General features: G+C 70.2%; 22 protein-coding genes and 1 pseudogene. 13 read left to right on the top strand and 10 right to left on the bottom strand.

Going from position 1 to position 22,796, the window contains the following annotated elements; translation table 11 throughout:
- Positions 1-29 precede the first annotated feature (29 nt).
- From IE97_RS0115590 to fabF, 4 genes are all read left to right on the top strand, one after another.
- Positions 30-986 carry an ACP S-malonyltransferase gene (locus IE97_RS0115590; protein ID WP_030239004.1) on the top strand — a complete coding sequence of 319 codons (957 nt, stop codon included), beginning with the start codon at positions 30-32 and terminating at the stop codon, positions 984-986.
- A gap of 21 nt (positions 987-1,007) precedes the next feature.
- Positions 1,008-2,039 carry a ketoacyl-ACP synthase III gene (locus IE97_RS0115595; RefSeq protein ID WP_030239008.1) on the top strand — a complete coding sequence of 344 codons (1,032 nt, stop codon included), beginning with the start codon at positions 1,008-1,010 and terminating at the stop codon, positions 2,037-2,039.
- Positions 2,040-2,120: 81 nt separating this feature from the next.
- Positions 2,121-2,369, top strand: a complete 249-nt coding sequence (locus IE97_RS0115600) for an acyl carrier protein (protein WP_003989952.1) — start codon at positions 2,121-2,123, stop codon at positions 2,367-2,369.
- A gap of 86 nt (positions 2,370-2,455) precedes the next feature.
- Positions 2,456-3,727: a beta-ketoacyl-ACP synthase II gene (fabF, locus tag IE97_RS0115605; RefSeq protein WP_030239017.1), complete on the top strand. Its 1,272-nt coding sequence runs from the start codon at positions 2,456-2,458 to the stop codon at positions 3,725-3,727.
- Positions 3,728-3,870: 143 nt separating this feature from the next.
- On the opposite strand, the gene IE97_RS0115610 is transcribed toward fabF, so the two are convergent.
- Positions 3,871-4,365, bottom strand: coding sequence for a DUF3145 domain-containing protein (locus IE97_RS0115610; protein WP_030239020.1), 495 nt, complete (start codon positions 4,363-4,365; stop codon positions 3,871-3,873).
- Positions 4,366-4,622: 257 nt separating this feature from the next.
- On the opposite strand from IE97_RS0115610, the gene IE97_RS0115615 reads away from it, so the two are divergent.
- Positions 4,623-5,510: an SGNH/GDSL hydrolase family protein gene (locus tag IE97_RS0115615; protein ID WP_030239023.1), complete on the top strand. Its 888-nt coding sequence runs from the start codon at positions 4,623-4,625 to the stop codon at positions 5,508-5,510.
- Between the two features lie 26 nt (positions 5,511-5,536).
- Positions 5,537-6,508 (top strand): aldose epimerase family protein, encoded by a 972-nt coding sequence (locus tag IE97_RS0115620; protein WP_030239025.1) that lies wholly within the window; start codon positions 5,537-5,539, stop codon positions 6,506-6,508.
- 56 nt (positions 6,509-6,564) lie between these two features.
- Here IE97_RS0115620 and IE97_RS0115625 read toward each other — a convergent pair whose 3' ends face one another.
- Both IE97_RS0115625 and IE97_RS0115630 read right to left on the bottom strand, forming a co-directional pair.
- Complete coding sequence (locus IE97_RS0115625; protein ID WP_030239027.1) at positions 6,565-7,332, bottom strand: alpha/beta fold hydrolase; 768 nt, start codon at positions 7,330-7,332, stop codon at positions 6,565-6,567.
- Between the two features lie 202 nt (positions 7,333-7,534).
- Positions 7,535-10,012 (bottom strand): glycoside hydrolase family 3 protein, encoded by a 2,478-nt coding sequence (locus IE97_RS0115630; protein ID WP_051704997.1) that lies wholly within the window; start codon positions 10,010-10,012, stop codon positions 7,535-7,537.
- Between the two features lie 64 nt (positions 10,013-10,076).
- Between IE97_RS0115630 and IE97_RS0115635 the strand changes: the two genes are divergently transcribed.
- Positions 10,077-10,670: a TetR/AcrR family transcriptional regulator gene (locus tag IE97_RS0115635; RefSeq protein ID WP_030239035.1), complete on the top strand. Its 594-nt coding sequence runs from the start codon at positions 10,077-10,079 to the stop codon at positions 10,668-10,670.
- Between the two features lie 696 nt (positions 10,671-11,366).
- Here the strand turns inward: IE97_RS0115635 and IE97_RS0115645 are convergent.
- From IE97_RS0115645 to IE97_RS0115665, 4 genes are all read right to left on the bottom strand, one after another.
- Positions 11,367-11,891 carry a hypothetical protein gene (locus IE97_RS0115645; RefSeq protein WP_030239041.1) on the bottom strand — a complete coding sequence of 175 codons (525 nt, stop codon included), beginning with the start codon at positions 11,889-11,891 and terminating at the stop codon, positions 11,367-11,369.
- Positions 11,892-11,910: 19 nt separating this feature from the next.
- A complete protein-coding gene (locus tag IE97_RS0115650; protein WP_030239045.1) occupies positions 11,911-12,123 on the bottom strand; it encodes a NucA/NucB deoxyribonuclease domain-containing protein in 213 nt (70 codons plus the stop codon).
- Between the two features lie 24 nt (positions 12,124-12,147).
- A protein-coding gene (locus IE97_RS40310; RefSeq protein ID WP_234310751.1) for an IS5 family transposase occupies positions 12,148-12,974 on the bottom strand; the annotation gives its coding sequence in 2 pieces (ribosomal slippage) (positions 12,148-12,615 and positions 12,618-12,974; 825 coding nt in all).
- Between the two features lie 37 nt (positions 12,975-13,011).
- A complete protein-coding gene (locus tag IE97_RS0115665; protein WP_030239053.1) occupies positions 13,012-13,596 on the bottom strand; it encodes a DinB family protein in 585 nt (194 codons plus the stop codon).
- A gap of 437 nt (positions 13,597-14,033) precedes the next feature.
- Between IE97_RS0115665 and IE97_RS43770 the strand changes: the two are divergent.
- Together IE97_RS43770 and IE97_RS0115675 are read left to right on the top strand one after the other, a co-directional pair.
- Positions 14,034-14,213, top strand: a pseudogene (locus IE97_RS43770) (IS701 family transposase); the annotation flags it as partial.
- Positions 14,214-14,376: 163 nt separating this feature from the next.
- Positions 14,377-15,612: a hypothetical protein gene (locus IE97_RS0115675; RefSeq protein ID WP_030239060.1), complete on the top strand. Its 1,236-nt coding sequence runs from the start codon at positions 14,377-14,379 to the stop codon at positions 15,610-15,612.
- Here IE97_RS0115675 and IE97_RS0115680 read toward each other — a convergent pair.
- Positions 15,563-16,390, bottom strand: coding sequence for an EI24 domain-containing protein (locus tag IE97_RS0115680; protein ID WP_030239064.1), 828 nt, complete (start codon positions 16,388-16,390; stop codon positions 15,563-15,565). The genes IE97_RS0115675 and IE97_RS0115680 overlap by 50 nt on opposite strands.
- Positions 16,391-16,568: 178 nt before the next feature.
- Between IE97_RS0115680 and IE97_RS0115685 the strand changes: the two genes are divergently transcribed.
- Positions 16,569-17,714, top strand: a complete 1,146-nt coding sequence (locus tag IE97_RS0115685) for an EstA family serine hydrolase (protein WP_030239067.1) — start codon at positions 16,569-16,571, stop codon at positions 17,712-17,714.
- 82 nt (positions 17,715-17,796) lie between these two features.
- Here the strand turns inward: IE97_RS0115685 and IE97_RS0115690 are convergent, their stop codons facing one another.
- The gene (locus tag IE97_RS0115690) at positions 17,797-18,819 is read right to left on the bottom strand and encodes an NADP-dependent oxidoreductase (RefSeq protein WP_030239071.1); all 1,023 of its coding nucleotides are present in this window, start codon (positions 18,817-18,819) and stop codon (positions 17,797-17,799) included.
- Positions 18,820-18,920: 101 nt separating this feature from the next.
- Between IE97_RS0115690 and IE97_RS0115695 the strand changes: the two genes are divergently transcribed.
- Positions 18,921-19,367, top strand: coding sequence for a MarR family winged helix-turn-helix transcriptional regulator (locus IE97_RS0115695; protein ID WP_030239074.1), 447 nt, complete (start codon positions 18,921-18,923; stop codon positions 19,365-19,367).
- Here IE97_RS0115695 and IE97_RS43775 read toward each other — a convergent pair.
- A complete protein-coding gene (locus IE97_RS43775) occupies positions 19,299-20,225 on the bottom strand; it encodes an SCO2400 family protein (protein WP_420706089.1) in 927 nt (308 codons plus the stop codon). The two genes, IE97_RS0115695 and IE97_RS43775, sit on opposite strands and share 69 nt — an antisense overlap.
- Before the next feature lie 253 nt (positions 20,226-20,478).
- Between IE97_RS43775 and IE97_RS0115705 the strand changes: the two genes are divergently transcribed.
- Together IE97_RS0115705 and IE97_RS0115710 are read left to right on the top strand one after the other, a co-directional pair.
- On the top strand, positions 20,479-21,642 hold the full coding sequence (locus IE97_RS0115705) for a mandelate racemase/muconate lactonizing enzyme family protein (protein WP_030239082.1): 1,164 nt from the start codon (positions 20,479-20,481) through the stop codon (positions 21,640-21,642).
- A 58-nt stretch (positions 21,643-21,700) separates the two neighbouring features.
- A complete protein-coding gene (locus IE97_RS0115710; RefSeq protein WP_030239086.1) occupies positions 21,701-22,705 on the top strand; it encodes a zinc-dependent alcohol dehydrogenase in 1,005 nt (334 codons plus the stop codon).
- Positions 22,706-22,796 lie beyond the last annotated feature (91 nt).

Here is a 22,796-nt window from a genome sequence, read left to right on the forward strand (position 1 = left end):
CGTGGCCGTCCCCAAGAGAGAGTGTGAGAGTGCTCGTACTCGTCGCTCCCGGCCAGGGCGCCCAGACGCCCGGCTTCCTGACTGCATGGCTCGACTTCCCCGGTGTCCGCGGTGCCCTCGAGGCATGGTCCGACGCCGTGGGGCTCGACCTGATCCGTTACGGCACCGAGGCCGACGCGGAGGAGATCCGCGACACCGCGGTGGCGCAGCCGCTGCTGGTCGCGGCCGGCATGGCGTCCGCGGCGATGCTGTTCGACGACCCGGCCGACCTCCCGCGGAAGGTCGGCGCCGTCGCCGGGCACAGCGTCGGCGAGTTCACCGCCGCGTCGATCGCCGGGGCACTCCCCCACGAGGAGGCCCTCCGTCTGGTCCGCACCCGCGGGCTCGCCATGGCCGAGGCCGCCGCCGTCACCGAGACCGGCATGGCCGCGCTCCTCGGCGGCGACCCCGCAGTGACGGTTCCGCACCTGGAGAAGCTGGGCCTGACCCCGGCGAACATCAACGGCGCGGGCCAGATCGTCGCGGCCGGCACCAAGGAGCAGCTCGCCGCGCTGGAGGCGGACAAGCCCGAGGGCGTCCGCCGGGTCGTGGCGCTCCAGGTCGCCGGCGCCTTCCACACGCACCACATGGGCCCGGCCGTGGACGCCCTCGCCAAGGCCGCCGAGGAGCTGGCGCCCGCGGACCCGGCCGTCACCTACGTCTCCAACAAGGACGGCAAGGCCGTCGCGACCGGCGCCGAGGTGCTGGAGCGTCTGGTCGGCCAGGTCGCCAACCCGGTCCGCTGGGACCTGTGCATGGAGACCTTCAAGGAGCTGGGCGTGACCGGGCTGATCGAGGTCTGCCCGGGCGGCACGCTCACCGGTCTCGCCAAGCGCGCACTGCCGGGTGTGAAGACGGTGGCCCTCAAGACCCCGGACGACCTCGACGCCGCTCGTGAGCTCATCGCCGAGACATCGACACCTGCCGCCGACGCGGCGGGCGCCTGAGACCCTAGGAGCCAGACAGAAATGTCGAAGATCAGGCCGAGCAAGGGCGCCCCATACGCACGCATCCACGGCGTCGGCGGCTACCGCCCGGTGCGTGTGGTGCCCAACGACGTGATCCTGGAGAAGATCGACTCCTCCGACGAGTGGATCCGCTCCCGCTCCGGCATCGAGACCCGGCACTGGGCGAACGACGAGGAGACCGTCGCCGCCATGTCGATCGAGGCGTCCGGCAAGGCCATCGCGGACGCGGGCATCTCGGCCGAGCAGATCGGCGCCGTCCTCGTCTCGACCGTCTCGCACTTCAGCCAGACCCCGGCCGTCGCCACGGAGATCGCCGACAAGCTCGGCACCGCGAAGGCCGCCGCCTTCGACATCTCGGCCGGCTGCGCGGGCTTCGGATACGGTCTGACCCTCGCCAAGGGCATGGTCGTCGAGGGCTCCGCTGAGTACGTCCTCGTCATCGGCGTGGAGCGGCTGTCCGACCTCACCGACCTGGAGGACCGGGCCACCGCGTTCCTCTTCGGTGACGGCGCCGGCGCGGTCGTCGTCGGCCCCTCCCAGGAACCCCACATCGGCCCGACCGTCTGGGGCTCCGAGGGCGACAAGGCCGAAACGATCAAGCAGACGGTGCCCTGGAACAAGTACCGGATCGGTGATCTGGACAAGCTCCCGCTGGACAGCCAGGGCAACGTCAAGTTCCCCGCGATCACCCAGGAAGGCCAGGCGGTGTTCCGCTGGGCCGTGTTCGAGATGGCGAAGGTCGCCCAGCAGGCGCTGGACGCGGCCGGCATCAGCTCGGACGACCTGGACGTCTTCATCCCGCACCAGGCCAACGTGCGGATCATCGACTCGATGGTGAAGACGCTGAAACTGCCGGAGCACGTCACGGTCGCCCGTGACATCCGCACCACCGGCAACACCTCGGCCGCCTCGATCCCGCTCGCGATGGAGCGGCTCCTGGCGACCGGCGAGGCGAAGAGCGGCGACACCGCGCTCGTCATCGGCTTCGGGGCGGGTCTCGTCTACGCCGCGACTGTCGTTACCCTCCCCTAGGCACTCCGTGCCGGATCATGCGGTCCGGGACGGTGAGAACCACCTGCCACACCCTCTGGATATCTACGAAGGAGCGCCAACATGGCCGCCACTCAGGAAGAGATCGTCGCCGGTCTCGCCGAGATCGTGAACGAGATCGCCGGCATCCCGGTTGAGGACGTCCAGCTGGACAAGTCCTTCACCGACGACCTGGACGTCGACTCGCTGTCCATGGTCGAGGTCGTCGTCGCCGCCGAAGAGCGCTTCGACGTCAAGATCCCGGACGAGGACGTCAAGAACCTCAAGACGGTCGGCGACGCGACCGACTACATCCTCAAGCACCAGGGCTGATCGGCCGATCAGGTCCTAGGGCTGACTGCCCCGCCACCCGGCGGTGGCGCCGCTTAATCCTCGTATCCGTTGGAGAAAGAATTCCCGTGAGCTCGACCAATCACACCGTGGTCGTCACCGGTATCGGCGCAACCACACCGCTGGGTGGCGACGCAGCCTCTACCTGGGAGGGTTTGATCGCCGGCAAGTCCGGTGTCAAGCCCCTGGAGCAGGAATGGGCGGCCGACCAGGCCGTCAAGATCGCGGCCCCGGTGGCCGTGGAGCCGACCGAGGTCATTCCCCGGCCGCAGGCCCGCCGTCTGGACCGCTCGGCGCAGTTCGCGCTGATCGCGGCCAAGGAGGCGTGGGCCGACGCCGGTTTCGAGGCGAAGGCCGACGACGACCCGAACATCGACCCGGACCGGCTCGGCGCGGTCATCGCCTCCGGTATCGGCGGTGTGACGACCCTGCTCGACCAGTACGACGTGCTGAAGGAGAAGGGCGTCCGCCGCGTCTCCCCGCACACCGTGCCCATGCTGATGCCCAACAGCCCGTCGGCCAACGTGGGGCTGGCCGTGGGTGCCCGGGCGGGCGTGCACACGCCGGTCTCCGCCTGCGCCTCGGGCGCCGAGGCCATCGGCTACGCCATCGAGATGATCCGCACCGGCCGCGCCGACGTCGTCGTCGCGGGTGGCACGGAGGCGGCGATCCACCCGCTGCCCATCGCCGCGTTCGGCAACATGATGGCGATGTCCAAGAACAACGACGACCCGCAGGGCGCGTCGCGTCCCTACGACGTCGCCCGTGACGGCTTCGTCCTCGGTGAGGGCGCCGGTGTCGTCGTCCTGGAGTCCGCCGAACACGCCGCCAAGCGTGGCGCCCGGGTGTACGCCGAGGCGGTCGGGCAGGGCATCTCCGCCGACAGCCACGACATCGTGCAGCCGGAGCCGGAGGGGCGGGGCATCTCGCACGCCCTGCAGAACCTGCTGGACCGGACCGACCTGAACCCGGCGGAGATCGTGCACGTCAACGCGCACGCGACGTCGACGCCGGCCGGTGACATCGCCGAGCTGAAGGCGCTGCGGAAGGTGTTCGGTGACGACGCCGACCACTTCGCGGTGTCCGCGACGAAGTCGATGACCGGGCATCTGCTCGGTGGTGCGGGTGGTGTGGAGACCGTGGCGACGGTGCTCGCGCTGTACCACCGGGTGGCTCCGCCGACGATCAACGTGGAGAACCTCGACCCGGAGGCCGAGGCGAATGCCGACGTCGTCCGTGGTGAGGCCCGGAAGCTGCCCGTCGAGGGCCGTATCGCCGCCTTGAACGACTCGTTCGGGTTCGGCGGGCACAACGTGGTGCTGGCGTTCCGGACGGTTTGATCTCGTCTTACGGCGAGTGGCCCGGACTCTTCTTGAGTTCGGGCCACTCGCCGTTTCGGTGGCGTGTGGTGTGCCGAGTGCGGGCCGGTGGGGGTTGTTCGCGCAGTTCCCCGCGCCCCTTGGGGCGTCCCCCTGAGGTGCGCTTACACCACCTGGTGGAGCCAGCGGACCGGGGCGCCCTCGCCGGCGTAGCGGAACGGCTCCAGTTCGTCGTCCCAGGGCTTGCCGAGCAGCTTGTTGAGTTCGGCTTCCAGGTCGGTCTCATCCCGCTGGGAGCGTTGCAGCGCCGCGCGCAGGCGGTCCTCGGGGATCAGGATGTCGCCGTGGATGCCGGTGACGGCGTGGAAGATGCCCAGGTCGGGGGTGCAGCTGTAGCGTTCGCCCTCCGCGGTGGGGCAGGGTTCCGCGGTGACCTCGAAGCGCAGGAGGTGCCAGCCGCGCAGCGCCGACGCCATCTTGGAGGCCGTGCCCGCCTGACCCTGCCAGGAGAACTCCGAGCGCCAGGTGCCGGGCGCGGCGGGCTGACGGATCCAGTCCAGGTTGACGCGTGTGCCGAGCACCCCGGCGATGGCCCACTCGACGTGCGGGCACAGCGCGCGCGGCGCGGAGTGCACGTACAGAACTCCACGTGTCGTCACCGGAACCTCCGGGCAGAGCGGGACATCTTGCGAACGGGCGGACGTCTGTGACCGGGCGGGTCACATGATGGCGAGGCTACCGTGCGGGGGCGCAAGGAGTGTGACGTACGGTCGGTCCCGGTGCCGGGAAACGCCCGCCATTCACCCAGGGGGACGCTTGTACGGGTGTGAGCCGTTGCACCTGATCGGTCGGGAACCCTCGTGCGTTGTTAATGGTTGGGCAGACAGACACCGCGCGGCGAGGGGATGGACCAGGGATGCGGAAGCGAAGCCACCGCTCGCGGGCCGTTCTCGCCGTGGCCGTGGCGGCGGCCCTGGGTGTCGCCGGGTGTGACGCCGTGGGTGACAATTCCCCCGCCCCGTCCCGTACCGCCAGGCCGTCCCCGAAACCCACGCCGCTGTGGGACCGCAGCCCGAGTTCCGTCGCGGCCGTCGGCGATTCCATCACGCGTGCCTTCGACGCCTGTGACGTGCTGTCGGACTGTCCGGAGGCGTCCTGGGCGACCGGCGCGAGCCCCGAGGTCGACTCGCTCGCCGTGCGGCTGCTGGGCCGGGCCGGGGCCGCCGAGCGGAGCTGGAACTACGCCGTGACCGGGGCGCGGATGGCCGACCTGCCGGCGCAGATCGCCCAGGCGGTCCGGCGGAAGCCGCAGCTCGTGACGGTGATGGTGGGGGCGAACGACGCCTGCCGGGCCACGCCCTCGGCGATGACGCCGGTCTCCGAGTTCCGCGCCGACTTCGAGGACGCCTTGCGCAGCCTGCGCAGGGCGCTGCCCAAGGCCCAGGTGTTCGTGGCGAGTGTGCCGAACCTGAAGCGGCTGTGGTCCGAGGGCCGCGCCAGCCCGGCGGGCAAGCAGGTCTGGCAGCTGGGCATCTGCCCGTCGATGCTGGGCGACGCGGACGCCCTGGACGCGGCGGCGACGGAGCGGCGGGACACGGTGCAGAAGCGGGTCGAGGACTACAACAAGGTCCTGGCGGAGGTCTGCGCCGAGGACAAACGGTGCCGCCACGACGGGGGCGCGGTGTACGACTACCGATTCGGCACCGCCCAGTTGAGCCGCTGGGACTACTTCCACCCCAGCGTGAACGGACAGGCCCGGTTGGCCGAGATCGCGTACCGCACCGTGACGGCTGAGCACCCCTGACCCGGGCCTGACTTAGAGTTCCGCACATGAACGAACTCTTCGGCACACTTTCCGACGGCACGCCGGTGCACCGCTGGACCTTGGAGCGGGCGGGTGTCCGGGTGCGGATCCTGTCGTACGGCGGGATCGTGCAGTCCGTGGAGGTGCCGGACCGAGACGGGCAGGCAGCGGACGTGGTGCTGGGGTTCCCGGACCTCGACGGTTACCTCGCCCATCCGGGCCCGTACCTCGGTGCCCTGATCGGGCGGTACGCCAACCGGATCGCCGGCGCCCGTGTCCCCCTGGACGGGCGAACGTACGCGCTGGAACCGAACAACTGGCCGAACTCGCTGCACGGTGGGGCGCGTGGCTTCGACAAGCGCGTGTGGGAGGGGACGCCCGTCGAGCACGGTGTGCGGCTCGCGCGGGTCAGCCCGCACGGGGAAGAGGGGTTCCCGGGGCGGCTGGCGGTCTCGGCGACCTGCACGCTCGACGCGAGCGGCGCGCTGCGGATCGTGTACGAGGCGGTGACGGACGCGCCGACCGTGGTGAACCTGACGAACCACAGCTACTTCAACCTGGGCGGCTCCGGCGACGCGGGCGGTCAGGAGCTACGGCTCTCGGCGTCCCGGTACACCCCGGTCGACGCGGACCTGATCCCGGTCGGCGCCCCGGAGGACGTGACCGGCACACGCTTCGACTTCCGTGAGTCCCGCAAGGTGGGCGCCGGCTACGACCACAACTTCGTGCTGGACAAGGGCCTGACGGATGTTCCGGTGCAGGTCGCCGAGCTGCACGACCCGGCGTCCGGGCGGGTACTGACGGTGGCGACCACCGAGCCCGGGCTCCAGCTGTACACGGCCGACCATCTGGGCGAGCCCTTCGCGCCCGGTGACGGCATCGCGCTGGAGACCCAGCACTTCCCCGACTCCCCTAACCGGCCGGAGTTCCCGACGACGGTGCTGCGACCGGGTGAGGTGTACCGCTCGGAGACGGTGTACGGGTTCGGCATCCGCTAGACGAGTAAGTCCGAAGTGGCCGGGTGCATGGAGTGACTCCCTGGCGGGATCGCGTCTCAGCCTGTGAGAGCCGCGGCGGTGGCACGCGCGAACTCGTTCGGATTGTCCAGCATGATGTTGTGGCCGCAGTCGGGAACCGCGAGCACGGAGACGCCGGCCGCTGCCAGCGCCTCGGCGCCCCTGATCGGGCCGTCGGCGGCGGGAAACAGACAGGTGCGTGGGATGCTCATGCGCAGGAGAAGCTCACGCATCGTCGGGGTGGTACCCCGGGTGAGGTGGAGAGCGCTGCGGTGCAGGGCCTCGCGGCCTGCGAGGCGCATGGTGGACCACCAGTGGCTGCCTGCCAGGTCGCGGACGCGTTTCCAGCCACCGTCGAGGAACTCTTGCTCGGAGTAGGCGGCGATGCCGCTGCTCCCCAGGGCGCCGAGGGCCGGTGTGATCGGGTCGAGGTTGGCGTCGACCAGAACCAAACGGGACACCAGACGAGGGTGGCGAGCCCCCAGAACGATGGCGACGGAACCACCCATGCTGTGCGCGATCAGCTCCGCGTCGGCGACCCCCGCGTGGGTCAGGGCGACGGCCAGGGCGTCAGCATGGGCTTCCAGGGTGTAGTCGAAGTCCGTCGGCCGGTCGCTGATGCCGTGACCCAACAGGTCGACGAGGAGTGAACGGTGGCCGGCGAGCAGGGGATGGACGGCGACCTCGGCGAAGTACGCAGGTGAGGTGGCTCCAAGGCCGTGCACGTAGACACGGGTCGGGCCCTCCCCCGCCAGCTCGACCCACCGGATCCGGTCCCCTCCAGGCGTCACGATTGCGCTGCGCATTCTCTGTGTCCCCAACGGTCACGGCTCATATGGAGGAACGAGCGTAGTCACCGGTCCGCTCAGGGACGTAGCCGGCTTGCGGTGGCGTGCAGGTGGGCGCGGGTCCAGCGCATCGGGGATCCAGAAGATCAGAGGACGGACGAGCCCCGGTCCAGGGGTCAGGTCCCGGACCGGGGCTGCTCGCTGGGGAACCTGTCCCGGATCAGACGTTAATCGTCGCGGTGATCCTGCGGTCCGTGATCGAGCGCCCCACCTGGATCTCGTACGAACCCTTCACAAACGACCACGACATGGTCGTCTCGTCCCAGATCTCGAAGGCGCGGCGCGGCAGTTCCACGGTCACCTCGGTGCTCTCGCCGGGGCCGGCGTCGACGCCCGCGAAACCGGCCAGCCAGCGGGCCGGGCGGGCGGGGTCGGGCTCGCTCGGGGCGAGGTAGAGCTGGACGACCTCGTGGCCGGGGCGGTCGCCGGTGTTGCGGAGGCGGACCTTCGTGGTGGTGCCCTCGGCGGACGCGTCGACCTCGACCGACTCGTAGGCCCAGTCGGTGTAGCCGAGGCCGTGGCCGAACGGGTAGGCGGGGGTGCGGCCCTGCTGCTCCCAGGCGCGGTAGCCGATGAAGACACCTTCCTCGTAGGGGAGTTCGCCGTTCTCGGGGACGACCTGGGTGACCGGGACGTCAGTCAGGGAGCCCCAGGTGGTGGGCAGCCGGCCGCCGGGCTCGCGGGCGCCGGTGAGCACGTCCGCGAGGGCGGCGCCGCCTTCCTGGCCGGGGAACCAGGTCAGGAGCACGGCGGCGACGTCGTCACGCCAGGGCAGTTCCACCGGGGAGCCGGAGTTGACGACCACGACGGTGCGGGGGTTGGCGGCGGCCACGGCACGGACCAGGTCGTCCTGGCGGCCGGGCAGGCGCAGGTCCGTGCGGTCGAAGCCCTCCGACTCGACGCGGTCGGTGGTGGCGACCACGACGACGGCCGTGTCGGCGGCCCGGGCGGCCGCGGCGGCCTCGGCGATCAGCTCGTCGGGGTCGCGCTGCGGGTCCTGGTGGGCGAGGGTGAAGCCGATGACGCGCATGGGATGGTCGCCGGGCGGCGGGACCCGGTAGGTGAGGGAGACCTCGACCGGTTCGCCCGCGGTGAGGCCGACCCGGGCGTGCGGCACCGGCTCCCCGAAGAACGCCGCGAAGGGGTCGTCTCCCTCGGGGCGCTGGACGTCGTCGAAGTACGTGGTGCCCGCGACGGTCAGCCGGAACGGTCCGAGGCCCTTGATGCCGAAGGTGTGCGTGCCCGTCTCGCGTGGGGTGAAGGTGCCGGTCAACTCGACGGTTTCCAGGACGTCATGGGTGACGCCGTCGGGCAGGTCGTCTCCCATCCACTGGATGTGACCGCTGGGGGCCGAGCGGGTGCCGATGACGGTGCCGGCGCTGTCGCGGCAGACGGCGCGCAGCTCGAAGCCCTGGTCGGCGACGGGGAGTTCGGTGTTGGGGTCGGCGCCGAGCGCGTAGGTCAGGCTGCCGTCGGGGAGGGCCGCGGTGAGGCCGTCGAGCGGGGAGACGGTCCGGGCCGGGAAGACGGTGGCGGAACCGCCGCCGAGCACGCGGGCGTCGCGGGCGGCGGCTCCGATGAGGGCGACGCTGCCGGGCTTCAGCGGCAGCGCGGCGTTCTCGTTGCGGACCAGGACGAAGGAGCGGTGGGCGATCTCGCGGGCGAGTTCCTCGCCGTCGACGGTCGCGGGCAGGTCCGTGACGGCCGGGTCGGCGCCCTCCAGGACGCCGACCCGGGCGGCGAGGCGCAGGACGCGGCGGACGGCCTCGTCGACCTGGGCCTCGTCGGCCTCTCCGTCCCGTACGGCCCGGGCGAGGGCCTCGCCGTAGACGGTCCGCGGGCCGGGCATGGCGATGTCGAGGCCGCCGGTGAGGGCGCCGGTGGTGGAGCGGGCGGCGGTCCAGTCGGAGACGTTGATCCCGTCGAAGCCCCACTCGCCGCGCAGGACCTCGTTGACCAGGTAGTGGTGCTCGGTCATCGTCGTGCCGTTGACCGTGTTGTAGGCGGTCATGAGGCCCCAGGGGTGGGCGTTCTCGACGATCGCCTCGAAGGGGGCCAGGTACAGCTCGCGCAGGGCGCGTTCGCTCACGAGGTTGTTCACGGTGAGGCGGTCGGTCTCGGCGTCGTTGGCGACGAAGTGCTTGACGGTGGTGCCGACGCCGCCGGACTGGACGCCCCGGACGTACTCCGTGCCGATCCGCCCGGTCAGGTACGGGTCCTCGCTGTAGGCCTCGAAGTGGCGGCCGCCGAGCGGGGAGCGGTGCAGGTTGACCGTGGGGGCGAGCAGGACGTGGACACCCTTGCGGCGGGCTTCCTGGGCGAGCAGCACCCCGGCCCGGTGGGCGAGCCGCGGGTCCCAGGTGGCGGCCAGCGCGGTCGGTGAGGGCAGGGCGACGGACGGGTCGTCGGCGCTCCAGTGCACCCCGCGGACGCCGATGGGTCCGTCGGACATGACCAGCGAGGCCAGTCCCGCCTCCGGCAGCGCGGGCAGGCTCCACAGGTCCTGGCCGGCCAGCAGCCGCGCCTTGGCGTCCAGATCCAGTTTGCCGAGGGCCGCCTCGACCGCCGCCTCGCGCCGCACTTCCGCTGTTTCCGCCACGTCGGCACCTCCACGTCGAAAGCCGCTGGATGTCACCATCGTGCCCCGCTGGCTTGTGATGCGGTAGGTTTCGTTATTTTCTCGTGACAATGGGGCGTTCGGCATGTCGTACGGTGGCGCCATGACGGCCAGGGCCAGAAGCGAGGAACGGCGCGCGGAGATCGTGCGTGCCGCTCTGGAGGTGATCGCCGAGCGCGGCTACCGGGGGGCGAGTCTGGCCGCGGTCGCCGAGCGGGTGGGGCTCACCCAGCAGGGGCTGCTGCACCACTTCCCGACGAAGGAGGCGCTGTTGGTGGCGGTCCTCGAGGAGCGGGACCGCTGGGACGCGATGCCGGCCGGCCGGCTCCGTCTCGACCTGCTGGCCTCGCTGGTCGAGTACAACGCGATGCGGCCGGCCATCATCCAGACCTTCTCGGCGCTGCTCGGCGAGAGCGTCACGGAGGGCCATCCGGCGCGCGCCTACTTCACCGAGCGCTACGTCGCCGTCCGCGCCGGCATGACCGAGGTACTGCGCGCCGAGTACGGCGACCACCTGCCGAGCGGCCTCACCCCCGAGCGCGCCGCACCCCTGCTCGTGGCGATCCTGGACGGCCTGCAGTACCAGTGGCTGCTGGATCCGGAGTCGGTGGACATGGCGTCGGCGTTCCGGGACTTCCTGACCCTGCTGGGCGAGAGCCCCCGGCCGAGCGCCGGCTAGTACTCCAGTCGCAGTTCGCTATCGCCGCTGGTCAGAGCCCTGTTTCGGAGTGCACTCGGATGACGCCTCGTCAGGGGGCGGGAGTTCGGGACCTCGGGTGCGACGGGCCGTTGTGTTTGTCGCGCAAGACGATGTGCGGCCCGATGTCTGGTCGGCGGAACTGGAAGAGGCCTGGGCATCATCGGGTTCATCCCGATCGTAGGTGACTTCATCAAGCTGCCGGACAGCTGAAGGGCCTGGAGCGGGTCGCGGACGTCGCGAAGGCCGCGAAGACGCGTCCCATCGTGAAGTGGCAGCAGGAAAGCGCTGGTTACGATGGATGGCAACACGTACTGAACCGACACCGCACGAGCGGACCGGAATACGGCCCTAGCAAGGGAGTTTTCGAGGGGAAGTTCGTTAACCTAGGGCCGCCGAGGGCGACCACGAGAGTTACTTGCACAGCGTGTTCTGGGAGCAGCGAGTGACCGGCGAGTGGTTTGACCTGACCAGTCTCGGCGCCGATCCCGTAGCAGTGGTAGCCGCCACTTTGCCCGGCGTGGTGACCACGGCCACGGTGCTCGCCGAGTGTGCGCGGGACGAAGCCGAGCACAGCAAGAACGGCCACGCCGTCCGGAGTCGGTGACGACGGACACTCCCGTTGTCGGTGTCTGCCGACCTCTGAACGTACGCGAGGGCGCCGCAGAAGAGCCCCTTCTATTGATCACCGTCATCGATGGGTTCGGGTTCCCGTGTGTAAGCCAGGTCGAGGACGTAGCGTTCGGTGACGGGGCAACTGTTCCAGGCTTCGGTGAGCTGGTCTTCGGGGGAGTCGTCGGTGAGCTGGTCGAGGGTGTTGTAGTAGTCGGCTGCCGCTTGGCGGTTCTGCCACCAGGCGTGGCCCTCGTAGACGCCGGGGCGGGGCAGGGTGATCTCGTCGGCGGGTCCGCGGTCGAGTTGACCGATGACCAGGATGCCTGTTTCGGATTCCAGGCTGACGTCGGTGTGGCCTTCGGCTTCGGCGGGCGGAACGGGTGGGGAGTCCCAGATACGGATCGTCATCTGGACCTCCATGTCCGGTTGCAGGCTGAGGAGGTACAGGTGGTAGCCGTTGCCGGCCACCACCTGTGTCTCTGCGGCATCCAGGGCTGCTTCGTCACCGAGGTAGGCGTCCGCGTCGTAGACCTCCAGCACGCGGCGGCCGGGGGCGGCGGTGACGTTGTGTTCGGCGAGAAGCGCCATGGTCAGTGGTGTCTTCCTGCTAGTTGGTGATCTTCACGTAGAAGGGGTCGTCGTCCAGGACGCGGTTGAGGGTGTACATCTCGTTGAGGCGCTCTCCGCCCTTGCGGTTGTCCTTGCCGTCGATCAGCCGGACGGAGAAGCGGTTGTCGCCCTTGGTCGACCCTTCCTTGGTCGAGGCGAAGGGGTACTCGTCGCACTCCAGGCCGCTGCCGGCGCGTCGGCGGACCGTCACGAACTTCGAGGCTAAGAGGGCGTCTCACGTGGCAAGTTTCGCGAGCTTCTTGTAGCAGGTCAGGGCAGCAGCCAGGCCGAGGAAGGCGAGGAAGTGCGAGCCCTTTCGTTCGTATCGGACGGTCAGGCGGCGGTAACCGAAGAGCCAAGCAATCGACCGCTCGATCTTCCAGCGGTGCCGACGAAGGCGTTCGCCGGACTCGATGCCTGGCCGCGCGATGCGCGCGACGAGCCCACGCACGCGCAGCCAGCTGAGGTGTTCGGCGGAGAAGTACGCCTTGTCCGCACGGAGTTTGATGGGCCGGGGCCGCCGTGGACCCCTGCGGGACCGGACGGCCGGGATGCCGAGCATGAGCGGCTTGAGGGCGAGACTGTCGTGCATGTTCGCACCTGACACGGCAACGGCGAGCGGGACGCCCTGGGCATCGGACAGCACGTGCAGCTTGCTGCCCTTCTTGCCGCGATCGACCGGGTTCGGCCCCGTCAGAGATCCCCCCTTTTGGCGCGAACGGAGGCCGCGTCGACGATCGCCGAAGTCCAGTCCACCTCGCCCCGGGCTCCGAGTTCGTCCAGCAACGCGCGATGCAGCCGACGCCACAGGCCGACCCCGGTCCATACCGTGAAGCGGCGATGCGCGGTGGCGGAGGAAGTGCCGAAAGTCGGCGGCAGATGCCGCCAGGCACAGCCGCTGGTCAGCACGTACACCACTGCGGTGAACACGGCCCGCTCGTCACGCGGAGCGGTCCCGCCACCTTGTGGGCGAGCCGCGAACGTCGGCAGTAACGGGGCGACCAGCTCCCAGAGCTCATCAGGACCCAGACGCTTCGACAGATCAACACTCACGGTCGGCATCATGCCGCTCGAACATCAAGTCACGTGGCACAGCCTTCTATGCCTCGACCGACGCGGCCAATCTGGCGACCTGCTCGATCTTCGCGCAGTAGGCGTCGCGGGCTTCCTCATCGATCTGCATCTCGTGTTCGGGCCGCATCCCGGTTCGGCCATCGACGCCTTCGCGCAGAATGTCGGCGTGCCCGGCATGCCGGTTGGTCTCGCCGAGGACGTGGACCAGGATGGCGAACAGGTTCGTGTTGGAATAAGGCTCCGGCCACCACGGCACGTGGCCGGGGGCGTCGAGGGGAAGCTCGTTGATCGTCGCGTCTGAGTGTTCCCACGTGCGCCGGTAGGACTCGATAATCTGATCGCGGGTCTCGTCCGCAGTCGCCCAGAGATCGCTGCCGTCATGGTCCTGCCACCGAGGCAGCGGTTCCGGGGAAGGGCGGTCGAAGACCTCGCCGAAGTACCTGGCCTCAACGCTGGCCACGTGTTTTACCAGGCCGAGGAGGTTGGTTCCGGTCGCTGTCAATGGTCGGCGGGCGTCGTATTCGGACAGGCCGTCGAGCTTCCAGAGCAGCGCCTTGCGGTCCCGCCGCAGTCTCCCGTGCAGGGTGTCCTTGGCGAATTCATCGATCATGCGGCATGAGCCTGCCATGGAGTACTCGCGGCCTCAAGATCCCGTACGTGGACCGCAACGACCGGAAGAGCCGAAGCCTGGCCATGGCGACTGCCCTGAGTTGCCGCAAGAAGCTCGCGAAACCCGCCACGTGAGACAACCTCTAAGGGCAACAACCTGAAGAAGCGCATTCAGGAAGCAGTAGGAAACGGAACGGCTCGCAGGAATGACGACCCAGGTCGTGACGGTACGGTGTACGAATACAATTTCGGCCCCGGCAAGACGGTCGGAAGGCTCTCCGAGAATGACGGTGGCGGGATTTCGACGGCTATTCGGGTGATCCTCAACGAGGACGGTTCCCTGCGAACCGCTCACCCTATTTAAATCACCGCTGGAGTCGGGGGCGGAGCAGCATCTTCGCGACCGCCCCCGGCAGGCACAGACCACACCAGAAAGACACCCTGGCCATGCCCGCCCACGCCTTCCTCGCCGCGATGGCGGCCGCCGCGGGGACCGAAAGGGGGGCGGCAGAAACGGTTCCGACGCCCTCGCACCGCTCACCGTGGCGGAAATCCGGCGACTCCTGGCAACTGGCCACCCCACACCGACGCACCTGCGGCACACCGGCCACGCGCTGAACTGGTCCGCTGTCGCCGCCGTCACCAGGCCACCGCCCGCCGCTGCCACTACCACCGTCACCGCCTGATCTCACCCCATGGCGTAGGCCACTTCCGTCACGCGATACTGCGGCCGTCCGGCACGTGACAGTCGCCCCCATCACGACGGAAGGCCCGAACTTCCTTGAACTCCCTACACGTTCGCCTCGGCGTCCTCGGTCTCGCCCTGCTGACCGGCCTCACCACCCCGACGACCGCCGGCGCCGCCGGGACGGCCGCCCCCTCCCCCACCGTCGAGGAGCAACGGCTCGACAGGGACGTTCCACGGGAGATCCTGCGCCGCTCCGGATTCGACACCGCGGCCCCGCGCCTGGTCCGGGCGCTCGATACGGCCCGTTCCTACGCGCAGGCCCGCCGGATCGTCGCCCAGGAGGGGTCGCGGTTGTGGCGGCGAGCGGTGGACCGGGCGCAGGGGCGCGGACCGGCCGGCGGGGACATCAGCCGGGACGACGACCGGCCGCTGTACTGGGCACGGCTCGGCATGACACGTGAAGTGCGCACGTGGGAGCCGGATTTCGGCCTGACGGACGGGCAGCGGGACGCGCTGCTGGACGAGCTGGAGCGCACCTCGCGCGGCCAGACCTCCATCCGCCACCCCCACGGCAAGGGCCTGAAGCGGATCCTGCTCACCGGCTTCGACCCGTTCACCCTGGACCGGGACATCCGCATCTCCAACCCGTCCGGCGCCACCGCGCTCGCCCTCGACGGCACGGTCGTCGAGACCGCGGACGGCCCGGCGCGGGTCGAGACGGCCGTGTTCCCGGTGCGCTGGCGGGACTTCACGGACGGGACGGTGGAGCGGACCCTGCGGCCCCATCTCAAGAGCGTCGATATGTTCACGACCGTGAGCCAGGGCCGCGTCGGGCGGTTCGACATCGAGCGCACCAACGGGGCCTGGCGGGGCGGCTTCGGTGACAACGAGAACGTCGGCCGCACCGAGACCGTCCCGGTCACCGACCCCGCCTCACAGCCCCAGTGGACGACGACCACACTGCCGTACCGGGCGATCGTCGCCGCGGACACCGGCCGCTTCCCCGTGTACGACAACACGAGCGTCACCGAGATCCCGGCGGGCGGCACCGAGCCCGTCGTCCGCCCGGACGGGCCGACCCCCGGCTCGACCGCCCGCGCGGGCGGCGGCGGGGACTACCTCTCCAACGAGATCGCCTACCGGGCGACGCTGCTGCGGGACCGGCTGGGGCTGCACGACCGCCTGCCGGGCGGGCATGTGCACACGCCCGTCCTGCAGTTCGGCCCGGGGAACACCACTCAGGTCACCGACCCGGAGTTCGTGCGGAACAGGCTGGACATCATCGCCCAGGTGCGGGCCATCCTGAAGGTGGCTGCGGAGCAGCGGTGACAGACCCGTCGCCCTCCTCGCCACCCTCCCGGACCTCCTCGCCCAGCAGGTCCCGCGCCATGAGGGTGGCGCCCGCGACCGCCCCCGGCATCAGGAACACCGCGACGAACGGCACCAGGAAGGCCACGGCCAGGGGCGTGCCGAAGCCCCAGACCAGGGTCTTGCGGGCGCGCAGCAGGCCGAGGCGGGTGCGCAGTTCGACGCTGCGGCGCTGGAGGGCGACGGCCGTCAGTTCCTCGGTGAGGAAGAACCCGGTGACGAAGAACCCGATCACCGGCACGACCGTCTGCCCGACGACGGGGATGAAGCCGCACGCGAACAGCAGCACGCCCCACAGGGCGGCGCGGACCACGATCCGGAGGCTGTCCCGGGCGGAGATCCACAGTTCACGCCCGAGCGAGAGGCCCGACTCGGGGGCGTGGCCGTCCGGGGAGACGTCCCGGTCGACCTTCTCGGAGAGGTTCTCGTAGAAGGGCTGCCCGATCAGCAGCGTCACCGCGGTGAACGTCACGACCGCGAGGAGCAGCGCCAGGGCGAACAGCACGGCGGTCAGGAAGCCGCGGAAGAGCCCCAGCCACGGGCTCGACCAGTCGTCGGCGAACGGTGTCGCCCAGGCCACGGCGTCCTCGCCCCACCACGCCAGTGCGACGAGCGCCGCCGCGTACAGGACGAGGGTGATCAGGCCCGGCAGCAGGCCGAAGCCGTACTGCTTGCCGTGCCGGGCCACCCATCGCTGGCCCTTCAGCAGGTACCGGAAACCCACCCCGAGATCGCGCATGGGAAAACCCTATCGGGGTAGGCCGGAACACCTCCCTACAGGGCCGTTGAGTCGAACAGGTACGCCACGCCGTACCGATCTCAGAACGGCCCGAAGAGCTCACGAAGCCCCGGAGAAGGCACGGCCCCGGCACTCTCCGGGACCACCCGAAGGTCAGCGGTTCAGTTGAGGAGAGCGGATGACGCAGGAGATCCACGGCACCACAGCGGACGGTTTCGAGGGGGTGCGCGAGGAGTTCGCCGCGTTCGTGGCCGGGGAGCGGCCCGACTACGAGGGCCAGCTGTGCGCCTATGTCCACGGCCGCAAGGTCGTCGACCTGTGGGCCGGGACCGACGCGAACGCCCTCTACGGTGTGTTCTCCTCCACCAAGGGCGCCGCCTACCTGGTCGTGGCCCTCCTGGTCCAGGACGGCACGCTCGAACTGGACCGCAAGGTGACGTACTACTGGCCGGAGTTCGCGGCCGAGGGCAAGGGCGCCCTGCTCCTGCGTGACCTGCTCGCGCACCGGGCAGGAGTGGTCGGCACGGACACCGGCTTCACCCTCGCCGAGCTGGCCGACGACCGGGCGCTCGCCGAACGTCTCGCCGACCAGCGGCCGTTCTGGCGCCCGGGCACGGCGTTCGGCTATCACGCGCTGGTCAGCGGGGCCCTGGTCGGCGAGGTCGTCCGCCGCGCCACGGGCCGCACCCTCCAGGACGTCTACCAGGAACGGATCAGGACGCCGTACGGTCTGGACCTCCACCTCGGCCTGCCCGCCTCCGACGAACCCCGCTTCCGCCCCACGCAGCCCATGGTCCCGTCCCCGGAGGAGCAGGCGGCCCTCGACGCGCTCCCGGACGGCCCGCACACCCTCGCCTCGATCGCCTTCAACCGCAACGCGCCCGAGCCGACCGACCTCGCCTCGCTCCCGAACATGCCGCTGGTGCGCGCCAAGGGCCCGGCGTCGGTGGGCGGGGTCGCGTCCGCGCGCGGTCTGGCCGGGATGTACGCGGCGGCGATCAGCGAGGTGGGCCAGCAGGCGCCGCTGCTCAAGCCGGACACGGTCGCGGAGTTCGGCCAGTTCCACTCGGTCGGCTACGACCTGGTGGCACGTGCCCACAAGTCGTTCGGCCTGGGCTTCCAGACGACGGCTGACACGTGGCACCCGTTCCTCGGCGCCGGGACGATCGGACACAGCGGGGCGAGCGGCTCGCAGGGATTCGCGGACCCGTGGACGGGCCTCGCGTACGGCTACACGCGCCGCCGGTTCGCCTTCCCCGGCGGGGCGGCCCCGGAGAACGACCGGCTGGCGCGGGCGGTCCACAGAGCGGCGCTCGCCTTCTGACCCTGCCCCATGCGCGAAGAGGCCGCACCCCATGTCCAGGAGTGCGGCCCCCGTCCTGCTCGGCCGACGACGCGCAAAGGCGTCAGAGCTTGACGATCATCTTCCCGGTGTTGTCGCCGCGCAGCACGCCCAGGAACGCCTCGAGGTTGTTCTCGATGCCCTCGACGACGGTCTCCCGGTACTTCAGCTCACCGGAGGCGACCCAGGGGGCGACCTCCCGCACGAACTGCGGCTGCAGGTCGTAGTGGTCCCCGACCAGGAAGCCCTCGATGCGGCCGCGCGTCTGGATGAGGCGGGCGAGGTTCCTCGGGCCCGGGGCGGGCTCGGTGTTGTTGTAGACGGAGATCATCCCGCAGACGGCGATCCGTCCGCCCTCGTTGAGGGAGCCGATGGCGGCTTCCAGGTGGTCTCCGCCGACGTTGTCGAAGTAGACGTCGATCCCGTCCGGGGCGGCGGCGCGCAGCTGCTCGCTCACGGGCCCGTCCTTGTAGTTGAAGGCGGCGTCGAAGCCGTACTCCTCCACGAGGAGCTTCACCTTCTCCGCCGACCCGGCGGACCCGATGACCCGCGAGGCGCCCTTCAGCCGGGCGATCTGCCCGACCTGCCCGCCCACGGCGCCGGCCGCACCGGACACGAACACGGCGTCGCCCTCCTTGAAGGCGGCGGTGCGCAGCAGACCGGCGTAGGCGGTGAGGCCGGTCATGCCGAGCACACCGAGGTACGCCGACAGCGGCGCGGCGTCGGCGTCCACCTTCACGGCGTTCTTCGCGGCCACGACGGCGTACTCGCGCCAGCCGAAGAAGTGCAGTACGTGATCCCCGACGGCCAGCCCCTCCGCGTTGGAGGCCACGACCTCGCCGACCGCACCGCCCTGCATGACCTTGCCGAGCTCGAACGGTGCGACGTAGGACTTCGCGGCACTCATCCGGCCGCGCATGTACGGATCCACGGAGAGGTACTTGTTCCGCACGAGGACCTGCCCCTCACCCGGCTGCGGAACCTCCGCCTCGACGAAGGCGAAGTCCTCGGGCTTCGGCCAGCCGACGGGGCGGCTCGCCAGGTGCCACTCGCGGCTGACGGCGGGGAGGTTGGGAGTGTCGGTCATGGTGCGCCTGTCCTCACTGACTCGATGCAATACTTCAGTACCTGAAACAACCATGCTCCTGAAAATTTCAGGTTGTCAAATAACCGGGTACCCTCGATCCCATGGCCTCCACCACACCGACCCGCCCGAACACCCACCCCGACCCCCTGACCCTCGAGGTCGTCGAACTCATCGGGGAGGTCGTGGCGCGGTTCCACGAGGACTACGAGGAGGCGGCGGCGGAGCATGCGCTGACGGGCGCGCAGGCGCGGTTGCTGAGCCTGCTGTGCCTTGAGCCGCTGCCGATGCGGAGGCTTGCGAAGCGGCTGAAGTGCGAGCCGTCGAACGTGACCGGGATCGTGGACCGGCTGGAGGCGCGGGGCCTGGTGGAGCGACGACCGGATCCTGCGGACCGGAGGGTCAAGGTGGCGGCGACGACGGCGGAAGGGCGGCGGGTGGCCCGGGGGCTGCGGGAGTCGTTGCGGTTCGCCCGGGAGCCGCTAGCCGGGCTGTCCGAGGGAGAGAGGGTCGCCCTGCGCGATGCGTTGCGGGGGATGCTGGGGTCCTGAGCAGCGTGCCTTGCCAGGTACTCGGGGTTGGTGCTGGGGCCGGGGCGTTGCGCAGCCCGGCGTGGCGGGGTGCCGCTGCGCCCACCCGTGCCGCCCCCAGCGGCACGACTGCCCGCAGCGGCAGCCGCCAACGCACGGAAGGGGACGTGTCGGGGGGTGTCCGCCCGCAGCTGGTTGGCGCGTCAACGGACAGTCAATTGGTCTCCGACCCCATCGCGCCGTTCCGAGGTCGTCGTCGTTCGCGCCTTTCGCGTCCTTCGACTTCTCCGGTTTCGGGGAGGCAGAAGCCGACGGAGAGTCAGACACCGGAGGAGACACGGACTTCGACGCCCCGCCCCCCTCCGGAGGATCCGTCTCCGGCGACGCGTCGCCGTCCACCGGCTCTCCCTCAGCCGCCGGCTTCGGTGTCGACCTGGGCGCGTCCATCCCGAGTTCCGCGAGGCTCAGCCCGCCCGCCGCCAGCACGAACCCCGCCGCGACCAACAGGGTCCGACGCCGCCGCCGACGGTGCGCCGCCGCCTTCCGGTCCCGCCGACTCGCCCCGCCCGGGGCATCGACGGCCGGACCGCGCCGGCGTCCACGCCGCCGGGCGCCACGCCCCGACGGCTCGTCGTCACCGTCATCGCCGTCCCCGTCGTACTCGCCGCCAGGCCCGTCCGGCCCTTCCGGCTCTTCCGGCTCTTCCGGCTCTTCAGCCACGTCCGACCTCCGAGGCACCTCACCCTCACCCCCGGACGGGGCAGCGTCGTACCCGCCGTACTCCGGCTCACGCCAGCGCAGCGATTCCGCTGAGGTGCCACACCCGGGGCAGGCCAGCGCGCCGTTGAGGTGCCGTCGGCACGGGTCGCAGTAGTCCATGACGCGGGAAGATTAAGTTCCCCCTCGGTAACGTTCCTAGATCCTGCCGTGAAGGTTCTGTAGGGACACGGTCGCCACCGTGGTTTCGAAACTGTCGAAACCGTTATGTGCGCGACCCATTGACACCCCCACCACCCCGTCCTTACTGTCACGCCAGCATTTCGAACGTGTGCCGAAATATCGAACAGACTCGATGGTACACAGACGGAACACTGACGGAACTGAGCCGACGAAGCTGCGAGGGACAACCGCCGTGCGCATCACCGGAATCAGCACACACGTGGTCGGGACGCCGTGGCGCAACCTGACCTACGTCCAGGTGCACACCGACGAGGGGATCACCGGAGTCGGCGAGACGCGGATGCTGGGACACACCGACGCCCTTCTCGGTTACCTGAGGGAGGCCGAGGCCAACCACATTCTCGGCTCGGACCCCTTCGCTGTCGAGGACCTCGTCAAGCGGATGAAGTACGGCGACTACGGTCGCGCCGGCGAGATCGTGATGTCCGGTATCGCCGTGATCGAGATGGCCTGCTGGGACATCAAGGGCAAGGCCCTCGGCGTCCCCGTCTGGCAGCTGCTCGGCGGCAAGGTCACCGACAAGGTCAAGGCGTACGCCAACGGCTGGTACACCACCGAGCGGACTCCGGAGGCGTACCACAAGGCCGCCCAGGGCGTGATGGAGCGCGGCTACCGGGCGCTCAAGATCGACCCCTTCGGCACCGGCCACTTCGAGCTCGACCACCAGCAGACCCTGTACGCCGTCTCCCTGATCGAGGCGGTCCGGGACGCCATCGGCCCCGAGGCCGAGCTGATGCTGGAGATGCACGGCCGCTTCTCCCCCGCCACGGCCGTACGCCTGGCCAAGGAGCTCGCGCCCTTCAATCCGGCGTGGCTGGAGGAGCCGGTCCCGCCGGAGAACCTCAAGGCGCTGGAGAAGGTGGCCGCCAAGGTCGACATGCCGGTCGCCACCGGCGAGCGCATCCACGACCGGATCGAGTTCCGCGAGCTGTTCGAGAGCCAGGCCGTGGACATCATCCAGCCGGACGTCGGCCATATCGGTGGAATCTGGGAGACCAGGAAGCTCGCGGCGACGGCGGAGACCCACTACATGCTGGTGGCTCCCCACAACGTGGGCGGCTCGGTCCTGACCGCCGCCTCCCTCCAGGTCGGCTTCACCTCCCCGAACTTCAAGATCCTCGAGCACTTCAACGACTTCGCGGACGCGGAGATCAAGAAGGTCGTCAAGGGTGCGCCGCAGGTGAACCCGGAGGACGGCTGCTTCCACCTCTCCGACGCACCGGGTCTCGGTGTCGAGCTGGACGTCGACGCGGCCGCCGAGTTCCCCCAGCAGCAGGCCCGCTTCGACCTCTGGGCGGAGGGCTGGGAACAGCGCAAGCCGAAGGGCACGCAGTGACCGCCCGGCCTCCGAAGGCTTCGGAAGCCCCGAAAGCTTCGAAAACACGAGGAGCGACGTGAGCACCGCGGTAGTGATCGACGCCCCGGGCGAGCACCGCCTCGTCCCGCACCGGCCCCGGCAGCCCGAGGCCGGCGAGGCGCTGGTCCGCGTCCACGCCTCCGGCATCTGCGGCAGCGACCGCGAGGTCTACCAGGGCAACCGCCCCGAGGGGTACGTGCGCTATCCGCTCACCCCGGGCCACGAGTGGTCCGGGACGGTGGAGGCCGTGGGCGCCGGTGTCCCCGGCTCCCTCGTCGGCCGCAAGGTCGTCGGTGAGGGCTTCCGCAACTGCCAGGTCTGCGACCGCTGCCACGCGGGCGACACGACCCTGTGCACGGCCGGTTACGAGGAGACCGGGTTCACCCAGCCGGGCGCGATGGCGACCACGCTGACGCTCCCGGCCCGTCTCCTGCACACCCTCCCGGACGACTGCGACCTCACGGCCGCGGCCCTCCTGGAGCCCGCCGCCTGCATCGCGGCCGCGGCGCTGAAGGCGAACGCGCGGCCGGGCGAGCGGGTGGCGGTGGTCGGCACCGGCACGCTCGGCATGTTCGCCGTGCAGTTCCTGAAGGCGAACTCGCCGGCGGAGCTGCTGGTCGTCGGCACCCGCCGGGACCGTGAGGCGCTGTCGCGACAGTACGGTGCCACGGACTTCCTGACCAAGGACCAGGATCTCCCGGACGACTTCGACGTGGTGATCGAGACGGCCGGGTCCGCGGACGCGGCCCAGGTCTCCGCCGGCCTGCTCCGGCGAGGCGGCCGTCTGGTCCTGACCGGCATCCCGGCGCCCGGCGCCGACGGTCTGGACCCGACCGACCTCGTGGTGAAGCAGCTGGAGGTGCACACCGTCTTCGGTGCTCCGCCGGACGCCTGGTCGCACACGGTGCGGGTGTTCGCCGCCGGTCTGCTCGACCCGCTGCCGCTGGTGACGCACGAGCTGCCGCTCTCCGAGTTCTCGCAGGCCATCGAGCTGGTGGGAGCCGGTGACCCGAAGGTGGGCAAGGTGTTGCTCCGCCCCTAGACGTACGCCGGTACGGGGGCAACCTGACGGCTCCCGTACCGGCGTACACCACCTCGCCTTCCGCTACCCAGAGCCGCGAACCTCGTCCGAA

It is taken from the genome of Streptomyces sp. NRRL S-455, from assembly GCF_000717875.1.
Lineage (GTDB): Bacteria > Actinomycetota > Actinomycetes > Streptomycetales > Streptomycetaceae > Streptomyces.